The 16,504-nt window shown below is 71.4% G+C and carries 12 protein-coding genes; 2 read left to right on the forward strand and 10 right to left on the reverse strand.

Translation table 11 applies throughout. From position 1 onward, the window contains the following. Positions 1-228: 228 nt before the first annotated feature. The 5 genes from QOM21_RS24130 to QOM21_RS24150 form a co-directional block, all read right to left on the reverse strand. Positions 229-1,533, reverse strand: coding sequence for a PP2C family protein-serine/threonine phosphatase (locus QOM21_RS24130; protein WP_407553130.1), 1,305 nt, complete (start codon positions 1,531-1,533; stop codon positions 229-231). Between the two features lie 553 nt (positions 1,534-2,086). Further along, positions 2,087-4,936: a tetratricopeptide repeat protein gene (locus tag QOM21_RS24135; protein WP_407553131.1), complete on the reverse strand. Its 2,850-nt coding sequence runs from the start codon at positions 4,934-4,936 to the stop codon at positions 2,087-2,089. Then, positions 4,933-6,255 (reverse strand): hypothetical protein, encoded by a 1,323-nt coding sequence (locus tag QOM21_RS24140; protein WP_407553132.1) that lies wholly within the window; start codon positions 6,253-6,255, stop codon positions 4,933-4,935. Before QOM21_RS24140 ends, QOM21_RS24135 begins: the two co-directional genes overlap by 4 nt. A gap of 153 nt (positions 6,256-6,408) precedes the next feature. Then, a complete protein-coding gene (locus QOM21_RS24145; RefSeq protein ID WP_407555779.1) occupies positions 6,409-7,431 on the reverse strand; it encodes a glutamate ABC transporter substrate-binding protein in 1,023 nt (340 codons plus the stop codon). A 22-nt stretch (positions 7,432-7,453) separates the two neighbouring features. After that, on the reverse strand, positions 7,454-8,827 hold the full coding sequence (locus tag QOM21_RS24150) for a hypothetical protein (protein ID WP_407553133.1): 1,374 nt from the start codon (positions 8,825-8,827) through the stop codon (positions 7,454-7,456). A 394-nt stretch (positions 8,828-9,221) separates the two neighbouring features. Between QOM21_RS24150 and QOM21_RS24155 the strand changes: the two genes are divergently transcribed. After that, the gene (locus QOM21_RS24155; protein WP_407555780.1) at positions 9,222-9,908 is read left to right on the forward strand and encodes a FadR/GntR family transcriptional regulator; all 687 of its coding nucleotides are present in this window, start codon (positions 9,222-9,224) and stop codon (positions 9,906-9,908) included. Positions 9,909-10,157: 249 nt separating this feature from the next. Further along, the gene (locus QOM21_RS24160; RefSeq protein ID WP_407553134.1) at positions 10,158-10,574 is read left to right on the forward strand and encodes a hypothetical protein; all 417 of its coding nucleotides are present in this window, start codon (positions 10,158-10,160) and stop codon (positions 10,572-10,574) included. Between the two features lie 355 nt (positions 10,575-10,929). Here the strand turns inward: QOM21_RS24160 and QOM21_RS24165 are convergent, their stop codons facing one another. From QOM21_RS24165 to QOM21_RS24185, 5 genes are read right to left on the reverse strand one after another with little or no spacing between them, the layout of a single operon-like run. After that, positions 10,930-11,910: an N-acetylglucosamine kinase gene (locus QOM21_RS24165; protein WP_407553135.1), complete on the reverse strand. Its 981-nt coding sequence runs from the start codon at positions 11,908-11,910 to the stop codon at positions 10,930-10,932. Then, on the reverse strand, positions 11,901-13,154 hold the full coding sequence (locus QOM21_RS24170; protein ID WP_407553136.1) for a 6-phospho-beta-glucosidase: 1,254 nt from the start codon (positions 13,152-13,154) through the stop codon (positions 11,901-11,903). The genes QOM21_RS24165 and QOM21_RS24170 overlap by 10 nt, the downstream gene beginning before the upstream one ends. A 7-nt stretch (positions 13,155-13,161) precedes the next feature. Beyond that, positions 13,162-14,064: a carbohydrate ABC transporter permease gene (locus tag QOM21_RS24175; RefSeq protein ID WP_407553137.1), complete on the reverse strand. Its 903-nt coding sequence runs from the start codon at positions 14,062-14,064 to the stop codon at positions 13,162-13,164. A gap of 6 nt (positions 14,065-14,070) precedes the next feature. Continuing rightward, the gene (locus tag QOM21_RS24180) at positions 14,071-15,021 is read right to left on the reverse strand and encodes a carbohydrate ABC transporter permease (protein ID WP_407553138.1); all 951 of its coding nucleotides are present in this window, start codon (positions 15,019-15,021) and stop codon (positions 14,071-14,073) included. 12 nt (positions 15,022-15,033) lie between these two features. Beyond that, positions 15,034-16,374, reverse strand: coding sequence for an ABC transporter substrate-binding protein (locus tag QOM21_RS24185; protein ID WP_407553139.1), 1,341 nt, complete (start codon positions 16,372-16,374; stop codon positions 15,034-15,036). Positions 16,375-16,504: the final 130 nt, after the last annotated feature.

The raw sequence follows: 16,504 nt of genomic DNA on the forward strand, positions 1-16,504 counted from the left end.
GGACGGAAGTCCTGCTGTACTTCCCCCCGTCGGCGCGGGCCCGCGCCGTGGTCATCGCTCGGTGGTGCGTGCGTGCTTGCGGGTGCGTGGCTGGTCAGTCGGTCGGTGGCGGTACGGGCGTGCTCCCGCCGCGCGCCCGCCCCGGGAGGGGGCACGTTCCCGCTCCCGCTTCCTTCAGGCGAGGTGCGGTTCCGTCGAGATTGTTGCGCCGAGTTCGTTTTCGGCCGGTCAGGCCGATCCTGCCCCTATAAGAGGTGCCGGGAACGGGACGAGCGCCACTGTTACGTTGTCGTGGCCCCCGCTGTCGAGGGCGTGGGTGACCAGCGTCCTGGCGCTGTTCAGCGGTTGGGCGGGCGCGTCGTGGGGCAGGATCGCGGCCATCCGGTCCGCGGACTCGGCGTAGTTCCACAGGCCGTCCGTGCACACCACCACGACACCCGGGCCGTCAGGCTTGAACGTCGCGGTGTGCGGCTCCACTTCGTAAGCGTCGGCCCCGAGCCAGCCCGTGATGGCGTGGGCGCGCTCGTCGGCGTTGGCCTCCGCCTCCGTCATCAGGTTGTTGGCGATCATCTGGGCCGCCCAGGAGTCGTCCTCGGTGAGCCGGACGGGCGGTGCCGTGCGGTCGTTGGGGATCCAGTAGGCCCGGCTGTCGCCCACCCAGCCGACGGTCAGCAGCCCGCCGCCCACCACCGCACCGACGAACGTGCAGGCGGGAGCGTTCTGCTGGCGGTGTTCGTCGTGTGCCGCGGCGGGATCCTCGGCCAGCGCGTCGACAGCGGTGGACGCCGCCATGATCGCGTCGTGCATGGCCTGCTGCGGATGGGTGCCCTGTGGCAGGGCGGCCAGCAGCGCGGCGCCCGCGGCTTCGGACGCCGCCTGGGACGCCTCGTCCGGCCGGGTCGCCGACGAGACGCCGTCGCAGACCACTGCCACGACGGCGGGCGTGCCGTCCGGCAGCGCGGCTGCCCTGAGGGCGAAGAAGTCCTCATTGCGGTGGTGGCGGTGACCGCGGTCGCTGACGGCCGCGATACCGGACAGCTCGCGCTCCATGTGGTCCCGTTGCCGCGGCTGGGCATGGCCGCACCGCTCGCAGTAGCCGTCGGCGTCGACGGCGCCCGCCCGGCACGACCCGCAGACGCGGGTGCCCTGCGGGGGAGTGGGGTGCGCGGCGGTGTCCTCGGCCGGGGTGCCCGCGGCCCGTTCACCGGCGTTCGGGCCGTGCGGCGCCGATCCCGCACCGGCTCCTGCTCCCGATCCTGTTCCCGCACCTGCCGCCGCTGCGGCGTCGGCGACCACCTCGTAGCCGGCGACGCGGGGATCGGCGGGCACGTCGGCCGGCGGGCCGGAGCTCTGCCCCGCGCCGTTCGGCTCGTCGGCCGCCTGTGCGCGTGCGTCCGCTGGTACGCCGCTGCCCGCCGTCGGCGCATGACCGGGCATCGGCGGGGCGTCGGCCTCCCCGTACGCAAGGCGGGCCTGCGGGTCGGGGGGAGGCGGGCCGGCGGGGGCCTGGGGTGACTGGGCTCCCTGAGGCACGGGTGCTCCCTGCGGTACGGGCGCCGGCGCGGGCCCCTGCGCCGGATGGGGTGGGTGTGGCGGATGGGGTGGGTGCGGCGGCTCGGGCGCGCGTGATGCCTCGGGCCGGTGCGACGGCTGCGGAGTGCCAGATGCCTGCGGGGCGCCCGACGCCTGTGGGGCCTGCGGCGCGTGCGGCCCCTCCGGCGGGAGGGGTGTCTGCGAGCCGTGGGGCGTATGCGGGGCCGGCGGCGTCTGCGAGCCGTGGGGCGTCTGCGGTTCGTGAGGTGCGTCGGTGACGGGTGCGGGCCTCGGGGCGGGCACCGGCGGCCCCACCGGCGGGTGAAGCAGCGACGCGGGGCGCGGACCCGCCAACGCTCCCGGGGCGTACGCGGGTGGCGGAGGGGGGGTGTACGCAGGGGCGTCGGCCGCGCCGTTCACCGTGGGCGTCGGCTGCCCGCCCGGACGCTCGGCAGGCGCCACGAGGCCGGCGCCGCACCGCCCGCAGAAATTGTCTCCCGTGTCGAGCGGCTCATCGCAGCTCGGGCACCGGGAAAGCCCAGTCACACCCATGTCACACCCACGTCCTGGGGCGGAAGCGGTTGGCCCGTTCCACCAGCTCGATCCTTTCCTCGCCACGCTGCGCCAACCGCGCGAGCATGCGGTACGACCTCTCCAGCCCGAACCGCAGGCCCCGCTCGTCCAGCGCGCTGCCGAGCAGCGACGGCAGCCCGTGTGTGGTCTGCCCGCCGTCCGGCCCGCCACCGTGGCTCCCGGAGAGTACCCAGTCCAGGGCGCTGCCCAATACTTCGGTGGCGAGTTGTTCCCGGCGGGCGGAGTCCAGGCCGAAGTCCGCGAGGGATTCGACCTGTTCGGCGGCGGCACGCAGATCCGGCAGCAGCGCGTCGCGGGCGGACCGCCGCCGCAGCCGGGCGCGGATCGCCGCGATCCGCGCCGCGGTGAAGTGAATGGACGACTCCGGTACGGATTCCAGCGTCTCGACCGCGCCCGTCCGGTCGCCCGTCGCCAGCCGCACCCGGGCGAGGCCGAACGCGGCACCGACATAGTTGTGGTCGGTCGTCCACACCATGCGGTAGTACTCCGCGGCGTTGTCCAACTGCCCCAGCAGCTCCGCGCAGATGCCCAGGGCCAGCTTCGGTGCGGGCTCCCCCGGGAAGGCGTCGTAGATCGCGTCGAATGCCAGCGCGGCGGTTTCGCGGTCCTCCGTGGCCAGCGACACCAGGCCGCGGTTCCACACCACCCGCCAGTCGGCTCTCCACTCCCCGGCCGGATCCGACTCGATCGCCTCCAGGGCCTCCAGCGCGGCGGCACCCTCGCCCGTCTCCAGGCGCGCCCGCAGGCCCCGCAGCCGCGCCTCCAGGGAATCGGCGGGAGCCGAGCGCAGTGCCGCGATCAGCTCGGCGGGTGCGGCGGTCATCAGGCCCGCGAGGAAACCGGCGTTGGGGTCGGCCGGGTCCACCCGCGGCACCGGCAGCGCGAGCACCGCGACACCGGGGTCGACGGGGCGCAGTACGGGCCCCTCGGCCGAAGCGCCGCCTGGCACGGTCGTATGGGGGACCGCGCCGCCACCCGCCTCGCCCGTGGCACCCGCACCTCCAGGACCACCCGCACCGGCAGTGCCGCTCGCCGGGCCGCTCCCGTCCGGTGGTTCGATCTCGTACGCCGTCTGCGCCGGGATCACCGCAGGGCCGGCCACCGACCCCGGCCGCCCGGCCTTCCTGGCCGCCCGCCGGCCACGGCGAGGCGCCACCTCGCGCGCGCCCAGCAGCGAACTGTCGCCCTGCGGCGCCGCCATCAACTCCGTGTCCACCACTCGCAGTTCCGGCCCGAACAGCTTCGACACCGACGGCCGCTGCTCGTCCGACTGCAGCGCCACGACCTCCCGCAGCACACCCGTCAGCTGCTCGGCCATCTCCTCCGCCGACGCGAACCTGCGGGAGCGCTCCGGGTCCGTCGCGCGCACCAGAAGCCGGTAGAAGGACTCGTACGTCCGGAAGACGTCGATGTGCTCCGGATCCGGCAGGGAGTCGACGAACACATTCGTATAGCCCTGGAAGTCGAAGGTGAGGACGGCCAGGCTGCGCGCGACGGTGTAGAGGTCGGAGGCGACCGACGGTCCCAGGGCGGCCACTTCCGGCGCCTGATAGCCGATCGTGCCGTAGATGGGGCTCTCGTCGTCGTCCATCCGGCGCACCGCGCCCATGTCGATCAGCTTGAGCTGGTCGTTCTGCTGGATGGCGTTGTCGACCTTGAAGTCGCAGTACAGGAGGTTGCGGCTGTGCAGATGCCCGAGCGCCTCCAGCGCCTCGATGCCGTACGCACACGCCTGCTCCACCGGGAGCGGATCGCGCCGCCCGCCCTCGGTGCGCCGGTCGTTGGCGATGTCCTTCAGGGACTTCCCGCCGACGTACTCCATCACGATGTAGCCGTCGAGACTGCCCGTCGACCGGTCGAGATGCTCGACGAAGTTGTAGATGCGCACGATGTTGGCGTGCTCGATCTCGGCGAGGAACCGCCGCTCGGACACCGCGACCGCCAGCGCCTCCTCGTCGCCGGTGTCCAGCAGGCCCTTGAGCACCACCCACCGGTCGGAGACCGCCCGGTCGACCGCGAGGTAGATCCAGCCCAGCCCGCCGTGCGCCAGGCACCCCACGACCTCGTACTGGCCGTGCACCACCTCACCGGCCCGCAGCTTGGGCACAAAGCTGTACGGGTGGCCGCACTTCGTGCAGAACCCCGCCGCACGCCCCTCGTGCTCACCCCGTGCCCGGCCCACCGGCGCCCCGCAGTCACCACGACTGCAGAACCGCTTCCGCTCGGGGACCTCCGGGTTCTCCAGCACCGCCGCGCGGGGATCGGGCCGCGGCACCTGCGGCACCGAGACCAGCCCGGCCCCCAGCCGCCCGCGCGCCGACCCCGCCCCCGAGCCGCTGCCCGCGCTGTGCACCGATATCGACACCGATGCCGGCGCCGACATCCCTTGCGTCGGCTCACCACCGGACATCGCACGCGACAGCCGGCCCGACACCGAACGCCGCGACCCGGCGGAACGCCCGGACGCCGACCGCCGGGACCCGGCGGAGCGCCCCGACGCCGACGCCTCCGCCGCACCGCCCCCCGGAGCCCCGCCCGCACCGGCGGCATGTGTCCCCGCCGTACCGGCGAACGCACCCGCCCTACGCGAGGACAACGCCGAACGGGCCGAACGCGCCGAGTCGCCGCCCCACGCCGCACCGGCCGGCGCCCGGCCCGTCAGACCCGTCGGCGGCGACGACAGCCAGCCTCCCGGCGACACCACCGGCGCCAGACCACAGGTGTCGCAGTACAGCTCACCGTCACCGACATCCTCATAACTCCCCGCGCAGTCCCGCCGCTGGCACTCCGCCCCGGCCCGCGCCGTCACGACTCCTCCCCGGGCTCCACCTGCGGCGGCACACACGCCTCCGTCGCCGCCTGCTGATAGCGCCACACCGCCTGCTCGGCCGCCCGCAGATCACACGGCGCGCTCCACAGCATCCGGCGCGCCACGTCATACCGCTCCACCAGCAGCGGATCCTCCGCCACGCCGTGCCGCGCGACCTTCGCCCGATACGCATCGAGCCTGCCCCGCAGCTCCGCCCGCACCGCAAGCGGCGCCGTCACAGCCGTCAACGACTCCCGCGCCCGGTGGAGTTCGTCCTCCGCACGCTCCTCCAGACTGTCCAGCAACGGCGACAGGCGATGCCACTGCGAACGCCGCCGGTAGTCCGCCGCCGCGGACAACTGCTCGTGCAGCGCCGTCGACGGACCACTGACCGCCGGCACCTCCGACGCCGCGATCTTCGCCAGGACCTCACCGCGCGCCTGCCGCGCCTCGGTCAGCGTGCGGTCGGCACGCGAGAGAACGTCCCGCAACTGCATCAACCGCTGCTCCGCGTCCTGCCGGACGTCCAGCACCGCCTCGACCTCACGCCGGATGTCCTCCAGCGCCCGCGCCGCACGGTCGTACCGCTCCGTATCGGGGCGCCCCCCACCGGGCGCGGAACTCCCCGTCGACGACGACACCCAGAACGCCAGCGGATCCGCGATCACCTCGGCGCGCAGCCGCGACAACTCATCCGTGATCCACTCCAGATCGTCGCCCGCCGGATGCTCACCCGGACGCACCCCCACCGAATGCGCCAGCGACCGCGTCCGCCGCAGCTCCGCCGACAGCAGATCGATCCGCGCGGGCAACGCCGACCACACCGCGTCCGCCGCGACGATCACATCCAGCGACCGCGCGTACAGCCCGTTCATCCGCGCGACCAGCTCCTCCAGGCTGAACCGCTCGCTCAGCACGGCCGGGCCGCTCTCCGTACCGCCACCGGCCGCCGCACCCGGAACCGTCACCCCGCTGCCGCGCAACAGCTCCGTCAGCTCCACGAGATCCTCCGCCGACGGCCAGCGCCGCCGCTCCCGCAGCACCCGCGCAGCCTCCAGCGCATCCGTGTACGCGTCGAACAGCGACCACAGAACCGTGATGGATCGTTCCGTCGACGCCCAGCGCTCCTTGGTGACACCCGACAGATCGGCGCCCTCCAGCAGCCGCCGACCCGCATGGTCCTGCAACGCCAGCAGCGACGTCTCGATCGCCTCGTACTCGGCACTCAGCCGCCCCAGGGCACGATCCACCTCCTCCCGGTCGAGCACCGGGGCATCGGGCCTCCCCGCAGAGCCGGGGAAGGGTCCAGGGACCCCCATCGATCACCTCTCCAATACGCGTACGGTGCACGGCGGTTGCTGAGCTACGGCCTCACGGCCCTCCCAACTCCCTCAATACTGACGGTTCCGGCTTCAAGGACAAGGACACCTCCGTGCCCATAGTGACGGCAACAAGCCCGCCCCGTGGGCCGATCAGTCGCTGTACTCCGGCGACGGCGGCCCCGAGACCCCCGGCAGGTCCGCCGCCAGCCACTTGCGGTACGCCCGCATCCAGTCACTGCCGTCCCCACCGCCCCGGTAGTCGTCCAGCACCTTGTTGACCCGCCGCACCAGATCCGTGTCGTCCTTGTTCATCGCCACGCCGTACGGCTCGTCCGTGAACGGCTCACCCTTCAGCTCCACCGTCGGATCCTGCGCCGCCTGCGCCGCCGCCAGCGCATTGTCCGTGACCACCGCATCCGCCTCACCGAGCTGCAGCCGCACCAGACAATCCAGCTGATTGGGCACCGTCAGCACCCGCGCACCGTGCCGCTGCGCGGCCAGCTCCGACTCACCCGTCGAACCGGCGGCCGTGCACACCCGCTTCCCCCGCAGCGAACCGTCGAACGCCTCGATCTTCGACCCCTTCGGCGCCAGCACCTGCTGCCCGCCCTGGAAATACGCCGTCGAGAACGCCACCTGCTCCTTGCGCGCACAATTGATCGTCATCGTCCGCACCACCATGTCGACCGAGCGCTCGCGCACCGCGGGCACCCGCTGATTCGTCGGCACCGCCCGGAAGACGACCTTGGCATCCGGCCCCAGGATGTCCTCGGCGATCGCCCGCGCCAGATCGATGTCGAAACCCTCCAACTTGCCCGTATGCGGATTGCGATACCCCCAGCGGTAGGTGTTCTGGTCCACACCCACCACCAGCTGGCCCTTCGCCTTGATCCGGTCCACCGCCGCACCACCGCCCGACGACGGCCGCAGACTCTCCGCCACATTCCCCGGCGTGCACTCCGCCGCGGCGGGCGCCGCCTTCGCCGCCTGCGCCGCCCCGGGAACGTCCGTACGATGCGTCGCCGCCGGCCCCGAACCGGCCCCACCGGCCTCCGCGACCTCACGCCCCACCACAGGCACCAACGCCACAGCGGCCACCGCCAACACACCCACCGCGGCCACCACCGGCCTGGCCGGCGCGGCACGCAGCTCCCGCAACGCTCGCGCGCGCACCCTCACGTCCCCACCACGCCCCTCACCGGTACTCCGACAACCTGCGCCCGATACCCAGCACCGCACCGACCGCCGCGAGCACCGCCAACACCGCCGCACCCACCGCAAGCCCACGAAGCGCCCCCCGCCCGCCATCCGCGGCGGACCGGAACTCCCCCTGCTCATGCGCCAACGCCCGCTGCAACTCGGCATCCACCCGGTCGAACGACTCACGCGTCGGCCGGTCCGTACCGATCACCTTCGCCAGCGCCTGCTCGTAATCACCCCGGTCATCCGCCGCACGCGCCTGCGCATGACGCTTCTGCCACTCCCGGACATGCGCCAACGCCTCCCGCACCGGGCGCCGCCCCGCATCGTCGTCCGCCAGCGCCGCCGCCACCCCCAGCCGACTCCCCGCCGCCGCACCACCGCTCCCGCCGGCCCCGGCCAGATCCGTCATCCCCGAGACGAAGCCGACCTCGTAGAAATCCTTCTGGTCCGCCGTCAGCACCGCACCCCGCGCCACCAACGTCAAATTCTCGTCACCACGCGCCTGCAACGCATCGATCCGCGCCTCGTTCAGCACCCGCAACGACCGCGCACCGTGCTCATAGGACTCACCCAACCCCGAGCGCGCCATCGCATGCCCCGCCACCAACCACACCAGCACAGCCACCGAAGCCGCCGACGCGGCCACCAGGCCCCTGTTGAAAACCCGGTTCGTCCGCCGGTAATGACGACGCTGCGCCCAACCGAGCGCCCCCAGAGCCACCACCCCGGAAGCGACCGCCCAATACGGCCACGCCTTCGCCGCGCCGTAATCCGCCGACAGCCGGTCCGTCTCCGCGTCATACAGCGCCCGCGCCGCCGGAAGCAGCTCCGTACGCATCTGCTCATTGGCATACCGCAGATACGCGCCACCCAACGGCAGCCCCTGACGGTTGTCCGTCCGCGCCGTCTCCACCAGGCCCGCATACCGCGGCAACTGGCGATTGAGCCGCGAGATCAGCCGGCCCGCCGCATCCGAACTCCGCGTGTTCGCCGAAGCCTTGACCAGCAGCTCCGACGCCGTCGCGATATCCGCCGCATAGCGCCGGCGGGTGGTCCCGCTCTCCTCGCCGCCGGCCAGGAAGCCACCGGCGGCGGTCGTATCGGCGTCCGCCAGCGAACGGTAGATACTCGCCGCATCCGCGCTCAACGGCTGACTGCGCTCGACGACATCGTCCGCGGCCGCCGCACGATCGGACACCTGCCAGGCCGTGACCGCCCCGAACACCACGACCAGCAGAGCCAGCACCGCACCGATCACCCGCAGCCTGCCGGGCTCGGTCGTCGCCGCCGCACGCAGCTCGTCCAGCCCCTCGGCCCACGCCGTACGGCGCCCCGGCACGGGCGGTGACACACTGCTGGTCGGCACGGACGACACAGAACCTCCCCCTGGCTCGCTCACCGGCCCCGCCCCCGCGCCCGCACGAGAGCGCTCACGAGAACTGGTGCACGGGCAGCAGTATGTCCGCACCCACTGACAACCACACCGCAAATGCCCCGATCTTGTTCCGATCGCGACCCGCGGCAGGGAGCGGCACGGGGGTGGGGTCCGGCCGTGGGCGTGAGGCATGGGCCGAGGCATCGCGGGCCGGGCGGCGGGTGCGTGGAGGCGGCGGCGGGCGTGGATGCGGGCGGCCGCGCCGCTGAGCGACCGGCCCGTGGCGGTGCGCGAGCACGGCCCGCGCCGCTTCGCGAGCGCCCCGATCCGCATTACAGTTGCCAGACATCAGGTGACCTGCCGAAGGGGAAGTGATCGAGTGGAGATGGTCCGCAAGGGCAGGGTGTCGCTGGTGGAGACCGCGACCGACGAGATCCGCGGCCAGATCGTGAACGGCACCTGGCCCGTCGGCAGCCGCATCCCGCCCGAAAGCGCACTGTCCGAGGCCCTCGGCGTCAGCCGGGCATCGGTCCGCGAAGCCGTCCGCTCCCTCGTCCACTCCGGCCTGCTGGAGCCCCGCCAGGGCGACGGCACGTTCGTGATCTCCGACGACGACAGCGCCGTCGCCCTCCGACGCCGCCTCGAACGCGCCGAACTCTCCCACGTCACCCAGGTCCGCCAGGGCCTCGACGTCGTCGCCGCACGCCAGGCCGCCAAGCACCGCACCGACGAGCAACTCGCCGGAATCGAGGCCGCCCTGGCACGCCGCAACGCCGCCCTCGCCGCCCAGGACGGCGACGCCTTCACGGCCGCCGACGCCGAATTCCACGTCCTCGTGGCAGAGGCCGGCGCCAACCCCGTCCTGGCTGACATCTACCGCTCGCTCAGCGCGGCCCTGCGCGCCGAACTCCGCCGCGCCGCCTGCCTCGACACCGCTACCGCGGCCCCCACCGACCCTCACTCCCGGCTCGCCGACGCCATCCGCGCACAGGACCCGCACGCAGCGGTGGACGCGGCCGTCCTGCTGCTCGCCGGCCATGTAAGGGACCTCGCGCTGCCGCTCGAGGACTGAGCTGGAGGGTTGAGGGGCCTGCGGTCGGGTGCCGCGAGGACCCCTGCTCAGCCTTTCTCGTCTCGCGAGCTGTTGAACACGATGACCGGCGCATTGCGGCGCATTCCCCGCCCCCCTCTTCACCTCCGCGCGCCGGTGGTCAACACCCTCTCTCGCGACTACTGTGAGTAATCACAGTAAGCCTTGAGGCAGTGATCGACGCGGGTCCCACCCGCGTCCCGGTGCATCGGAGGTACCCACGTGAGACGCATGGCCAGACTCCTCGAACCCCTCACCGCGGCGACGACCGCGTACTGGGCCGTACCCGACCGTGGGCCGGTGGCCAGCGGCTTCCTCACCATCGGCCGCACTACGTACGTCGACCCGGCCGGGAGTTACCCGATCGACCACCACCGGGCCGACGGCTCCGCCACCGTCATCATCAACGACACCAACCGACACGTCGTCATCGTCACGGAAAGCGACCGTGGCGGGCGCGCAGGGGGGCGTGGGGGAGGACGCGGCGGTGGCGCCGGTGCCGGGTCGGGAGCCGGGGCCGGGATCGGTAGACAGGCCGCCGTCGACAAAGGTGCCGAGGCGTGGGGTGTCGACGGGGACGCTGACGTCGTGCTCGCTCCGGGTGAGCGCGTCGAGACATGGCGCGGAAGCTGCGTGCAGGTCAACTGAGGGGACGGGTAGATCCCTGCGGGCAGGTCCCTCACAGGAGAGGCGCCGCGCACAGCGGGAACGGCGTCGGCCCTGCTGAGACACCACGTACGTCATCGAGCCGCGCAGCCCGTGCGACGCCGACTGCGTCAACGGCGCCGCACACCCATCACGGCGCCGCGTGCGTCATCGAGGCCGCACGCCCATGACGACGCCAGGTGCGCCATCGACGCTGCGCAGCCCGCACAATCGCAAAACCGGGGGAGGGGTGGGGTGGGGAGGGGGAGGGCCCCAGAGGGAGGGTGCAGCCTCGCCCCCACGGCCCACGGCACCCGGCCCCAGCCCCGGCCCTGGCTCCAACCCCCACCCCCACCCCCTACCCCCACCGCCCCCGCACCCGTTCGTAAGCCGCCTGCCCCGTTTCTGCTCGGTCGAGGGCGTACAGGGCCGCGCCCAGGACGGGTGGGGCGGTCACGACGAGGGGGATCGCCTTCGGGGCGCGTTCGGCGAGGAGTTGGGTCACCCGGTCGTGCAGCAGCGGATGCCGGGCGGCCAGCACGCCGCCGCCCAGGACGACGGGAACCGGCTCGGCGAGCAGATCGAGGCGCTCCAGGGCCACGCAGGCCAGCAGGACGATCTCTTCGGCCTGCCGCGCGACGATCGTCCGCGCGACCCGGTCGCCGCCCGAGGCGACGTCGAAGAGCACCGGCGTCAGCTCGTGCCGCCGCAGGTCGGGGAGGTGCCGCAGGTGCAGCGCCTCGATGAGTTCGAGCATGCTGGTCAGGCCGAAGTGGGTGGGCAGCGCGTCGGCCAGTTCGCTGCGCTCACCCCGCCCGTCCTCGGCGCGCGCCGCGTGCCAAAGGGCCTCGTCGGCGAGGTACCCGCCGCCGCCCCAGTCGCCGGAGATCCGCCCGACGGCCGGGAAGCGCGCCGTGGCCCCCTCGCGCCCCAGCCCGACGGCGTTGATGCCCGCCCCGCACACCACGGCGACCCCGATGGGCTCGCCGCTGTCCGGCAGTCCGGCCCTCAGCAGCGCGAAGGTGTCGTTTCCCACGGTCACCGTCCGCGCCCACCCCCGGGCGGTGATCTCCCCGGCCAGGGCCGCCTCCTCGGCGGGCAGATCGGCGTTGGCGAGATACGCGGAGACCTGGTCGACCGGCCCCACCGCCCCCGCCTGCGCCAGCGCCGAGGCCACCAGCGGCGCCAGGACGTCCACCGCCGGCCCGGCGCCCACCACCGGCGGCTGGAAGCCGCCCCCGCGTGCGGTGCCGAGGATGTTCCCGTCCGTGTCCACCAAGGCCACGTCCGTCTTGCTGTTGCCCGCGTCGATGGCGAGCGCCGTGCCGGTCAGGCCCACGTGAGGTGCTCCCGGTTGTGCGCGATCAGCTCGTCGGTGAGCCGGTCCGCGTAGTCGATCTGGCCGATGAGGGGGTGGGAGAGCAGCGCGTTGAAGACGCGGTCCCGGCTGCCCTTCAACGCGGCTTCCAGCGCGAGGTGTTCATAGGCCGTGACGTTGGCGATCAGCCCGGCGTAGAGCGGTTCCAGGGGCCGTACGGGCAGCGGCGCGGCTCCCGTGGCGCCCACCGTGGCGGGCACCTCGATGACGGCGTCGTCCGGCAGGAAGGGCAGCGTGCCGTTGTTGAGTGCGTTGACCACCTGGACATCGCCGGTGTCGCGCAGCAGGGAGGACGTCAGAGCGACCGCGGCCTCCGAGTAGTACGCCCCGCCGCGCTTGCCCAGCAGTTCCGGCTTCTCGTCCAGTGCCGGGTCGGCGTACATGTCGAGGAGTTGCTTCTCGATGGCGGCGACCTCGGCCGCCCGGGACGGTTTGCTGCGCAGTTCCCTGACGACCTCGTCGTGCTGGTAGTAGTAGCGCAGGTAGTAGGAGGGGACGACGCCGAGGCGGTCGATCAGCGTGCGCGGCATGTGCAGGTCGTCGGCGACGGCGTCGCCGTGTGTGGCGAGCAGGTGGGGCAGGACGTTCTCGCCGCCGACGCGTACCGCGCGCTCCCAGGTGAGGTGGTTGAGCCCGACGTGCTCCAACTCGACCTGATCCGGGCTCACGCCGAGAAGCGCGGCGAACTTCCGCTGGAAGCCGATGGCCACGTTGCACAGCCCGACGGCTTTGTGTCCGTGGGTGAGCAGGGCGCGGGTGACGATGCCGACGGGGTTGGTGAAGTCGACGATCCAGGCGTCCGGGTTGCGGCGGCGTACGCGTTCCGCGATGTCGAGGACGACGGGTACGGTGCGCAGCGCTTTGGCGAGGCCGCCGGCGCCGGTGGTCTCCTGGCCGACGCAGCCGCATTCCAGGGGCCAGGTCTCGTCCTGGTCGCGGGCGGCCTGGCCGCCGATGCGCAGCTGCAGCAGGACGGCGTCGGCACCGTCGATGCCGGCGTCGAGGTCGTGGGTCCAGGTGATCCGTCCGGGGTGGCCCTGTGCGGCGAAGATCCGTCGGGCGAGCCGGCCGATGAGTTCCAGGCGGTCGGCGGCCGGGTCGATGAGGACGAGTTCGGTCAGGGGGAGGGCGTCACGCAACCGTGCGAAGCCGTCGATGAGTTCGGGGGTGTAGGTCGATCCTCCGCCGACCACTGCGAGCTTCATTCCTTGATCAGCCCTTCACTCCGGTGAGTGTGACGCCTTCGACGAAGGCCTTCTGTGCGAAGAAGAAAACGATGATGACCGGGGCCATGACCAGGAGCGTCGCGGCCATGGTGAGGTTCCAGTTGACGCTGTGGGCGCTCTTGAAGGACTCCAGGCCGTAGGAGAGCGTCCAGGAGGCGGGGTTCTGCGCGGCGTAGATCTGCGGGCCGAAGTAGTCGTTCCAGCAGTAGAAGAACTGGAAGAGGGCGATGGCGGCGATGCCGGGCTTCGCCATCGGTACGACGATCTTGAGCAGGGTGCGGAGCTCGCCGCAGCCGTCGAGCTTGGCCGATTCGATGTACTCCTGCGGGATGGTCAGCAGGAACTGCCGGAGCAGGAAGATCGAGTAGGCGTCGCCGAACGCCATCGGGATGATCAGTGGCCACAGGGATCCGGACAGATGCAGCTGCTGCGCCCAGACCAGGTACATGGGGATCACGATGACCTGCGGCGGCAACATCATCGTGGAGATGACCAGGATCATGGCCGTGCGGCGTCCGCGGAAGCGGAACTTGGCGAGCGCGTAGGCGACGGGGACGGCCGAGCAGACGGTGAAGAGGGTGCCCAGGCCCGCGTACATCAGTGAGTTCTTCCACCAGTCGAGGAAGCCCGGGGTTCGGAAGACGGTGACGTAGTTGGACCAGTTCCACCGGTGGGGCCACAGTTCGCCGCTCATCGCCTGGTCGTCGCTCATGACGGACGTCAGGAACACGAACACGAAGGGCAGGACGAAGAACAGGGCGGCGGCGATGGCGACGGCGTGGACGGCGATCCAGTGCAGCAGACGTCTGCGGCGGGCGCGTGCCGCCGGGTCGCCGGTGGCGCCGGTGGAAGCCGTGGTCCGGCGGGCGGTGAGAGCGGTGGTGGTCATGTCGGATCAGTCCTCCGCCGGGAGCAGGCCGGCGCGTTTGCGCATCAGCAGGGTGGTGACGGCCATGGCGATGACGAAGAGCACGAGGGAGAGCACGCACGCCGCGCCGGTGTTGAAGTTCTGAAAGCCCATGGAGTACACGAGTTGGGGCACGGTGAGGGTGGTGTGGTCGGGGTAGCCGGGCTGGATGACGGTGCCCGGGCCGATGGAGACGCCGGAGGCGAGCTTCCCGGCGACGAGTGCCTGTGTGTAGTACTGCATGGTCTGTACGACGCCGGTGACGACGGCGAACATCACGATCGGGGTGATCGCGGGCCAGGTGACGTAGCGGAACTTCCCCCAGGCGCCCGCTCCGTCGAGGTCGGCGGCCTCGTACTGCTCCTTCGGTACGTCCAGCAGCGCCGCCATGAAGATCACCATGAGGTCGCCGATGCCCCACAGGGACAGCAGGACAAGCGAGGGCTTGGCCCAGTCGGGGTCGTTGAACCAGGAGGGCGCGGGGATGCCGACCGCGCCGAGGATTTCGTTGACGGGGCCGGTGCCGGGGTTGAGGAGGAAGACGAACGCCACGGTCGCGGCGACGGGCGGCGCGAGGTAGGGCAGGTAGAAGGCGGTCCTGAAGAGGCCGGTTCCCGTTTTTATTTTCGTGACGAGCACGCCGATGCCCAGCCCGAAGACGACGCGTAGCGCGACCATCACCACGACCAGCCACAGGGTGTTCCACAGGGCGGGCCCGAACAGCGGCATCTGGGTGAGGACGTAACTCCAGTTCCGCAGGCCCACGAAGTCGGGTTCCTGGATCTGGTTGTAGTGCATGAACGAGAAATAGACGGTGGCGATCAGCGGGTAGCCGAAGAAGACGGAGAAGCCGACCAGCCAGGGGGAGAGGAATCCGAGGGTGCGCAGTCGTTCACGGGTGTGCTTGCGCCGCAGCGCGGGTGCGGTGGTCGTTGCCATGGCGGGCCTCCGTCAGTTCCGGGACTGAAGGTTGTCGGCGTCTATCTGCGCGTCGAGTCCGCGCAGGCCCTTGCCGAGGTCGGGGACCTTTCCGGATTCGACGTCGTAGGAGAAGTCCTGCAGTGCGGTGACGTACTGCCCGCCGTTGGCGGACGGTGGCAGGGCCGTGCTGTGGGGGTTCTGCGCGATGTCGAGGAAGGTGCGGAACGTCGGGTCGGTGTCCAGCCGGGGTGACGTCAGTGCCGCTTTCGTCGACGGCACGTTGTGGATGGCGTTGGCGAAGCGGACCACCTGTTCGGTGTTGACGGTCAGGAATTTCACCAGTTCCCATGCCGCGTTCTGATGCCGGCTGCTGTGGGCGATTCCGGCGACGGTGCCGGTGAGGTATCCCCGGCCGTAGGTGTCGGCCTGGTCGTCGGGTACGGGCATCGGCGCGGTGTCCCATGCGAACTTCGCCTTGGCGTCGTTGAGCATCAGTCCGCGCCATTCGCCGTCCATGTGCATGGCGACCTTCTGTGTCAGGAAGGCGTTCTGTGAGGACATCTCATCGCCGAAGGTGGTACGGAATCTCTCCAAGCGGCCGTAGCCGCCCTGGGCGTCGACGAGATCGCGCTGGGTGGTGAAGAAGTTTTCGGTGTGCGGGTCATCGGCCAGTTGTGCTGCGCCGTTGCGGTCGAAATACGTCGGCCCCCACTGGGCGAACAGCCGGTCCGGGCTGTTCTGGTAGAGGCGGAAGTTGGGCATGAAGCCCACCTGCTCGTACGAGCCGTTCCTGGCGTGCCGGGTGAGTTTCACCGCGTCGCGTTTCAGCTCGGACATGGTGTGCGGTGGACGGGCGATGCCGGCCTTCTTGAAGGCGTCCTTGTTGTAGTACAGGCCGAAGGAGTCGGCGAGGAGCGGCAGTGCGCACTGCGTTCCTTCGTAAGCGGTGTATTCCAGCAGTGTTTTCGGGAAGACCTTCGCCTTGTCGACCCCGGTTTTCTTCATGAACGGGTCGAGGTCCGCCCACATGCCGGAAGAGCAGTACTGGCCGACGTTGTTGGTGGTGAAGGACGAGACGACGTCCGGTGCGTCGTCGCCGCCGGCCCGCAGCGCCTGGTTCATCGTCTCGTCGGTGACGTTGCCGACCGCCTTCACCGTGATGTTGGGGTGCAGCTTCTCGAAGCGGGCGATGCTGTCGTCGATGGCCTTGACCTCGCCGCGGTTGGACCAGCCGTGCCAGAACGTCAGCGTCACCGGTGCGGTCGGATCGTCGCGGTCACTGCCGACGCTCGGATTGGCGCAGCCCGAAATGAGCAGTCCGGCGCCGGCCAGTGCGGCTGACAGGCAGATGCGCATGCGCGTGTACGGCATGGCGGACTTCCTTTACGGCAGGGGGCGTTGGGGAGAGCGGTGTGGTGGTGGAGCGGAATTCCCGCAGGCTTTCCGACGGGAGATTCCGGTGGGCAATTCCGGTGGGCAATTCCGACGGGTTCCGGGCGGA

This window comes from Streptomyces sp. Pv4-95, from assembly GCF_045782725.1.
Taxonomy (GTDB): Bacteria; Actinomycetota; Actinomycetes; order Streptomycetales; family Streptomycetaceae; genus Streptomyces.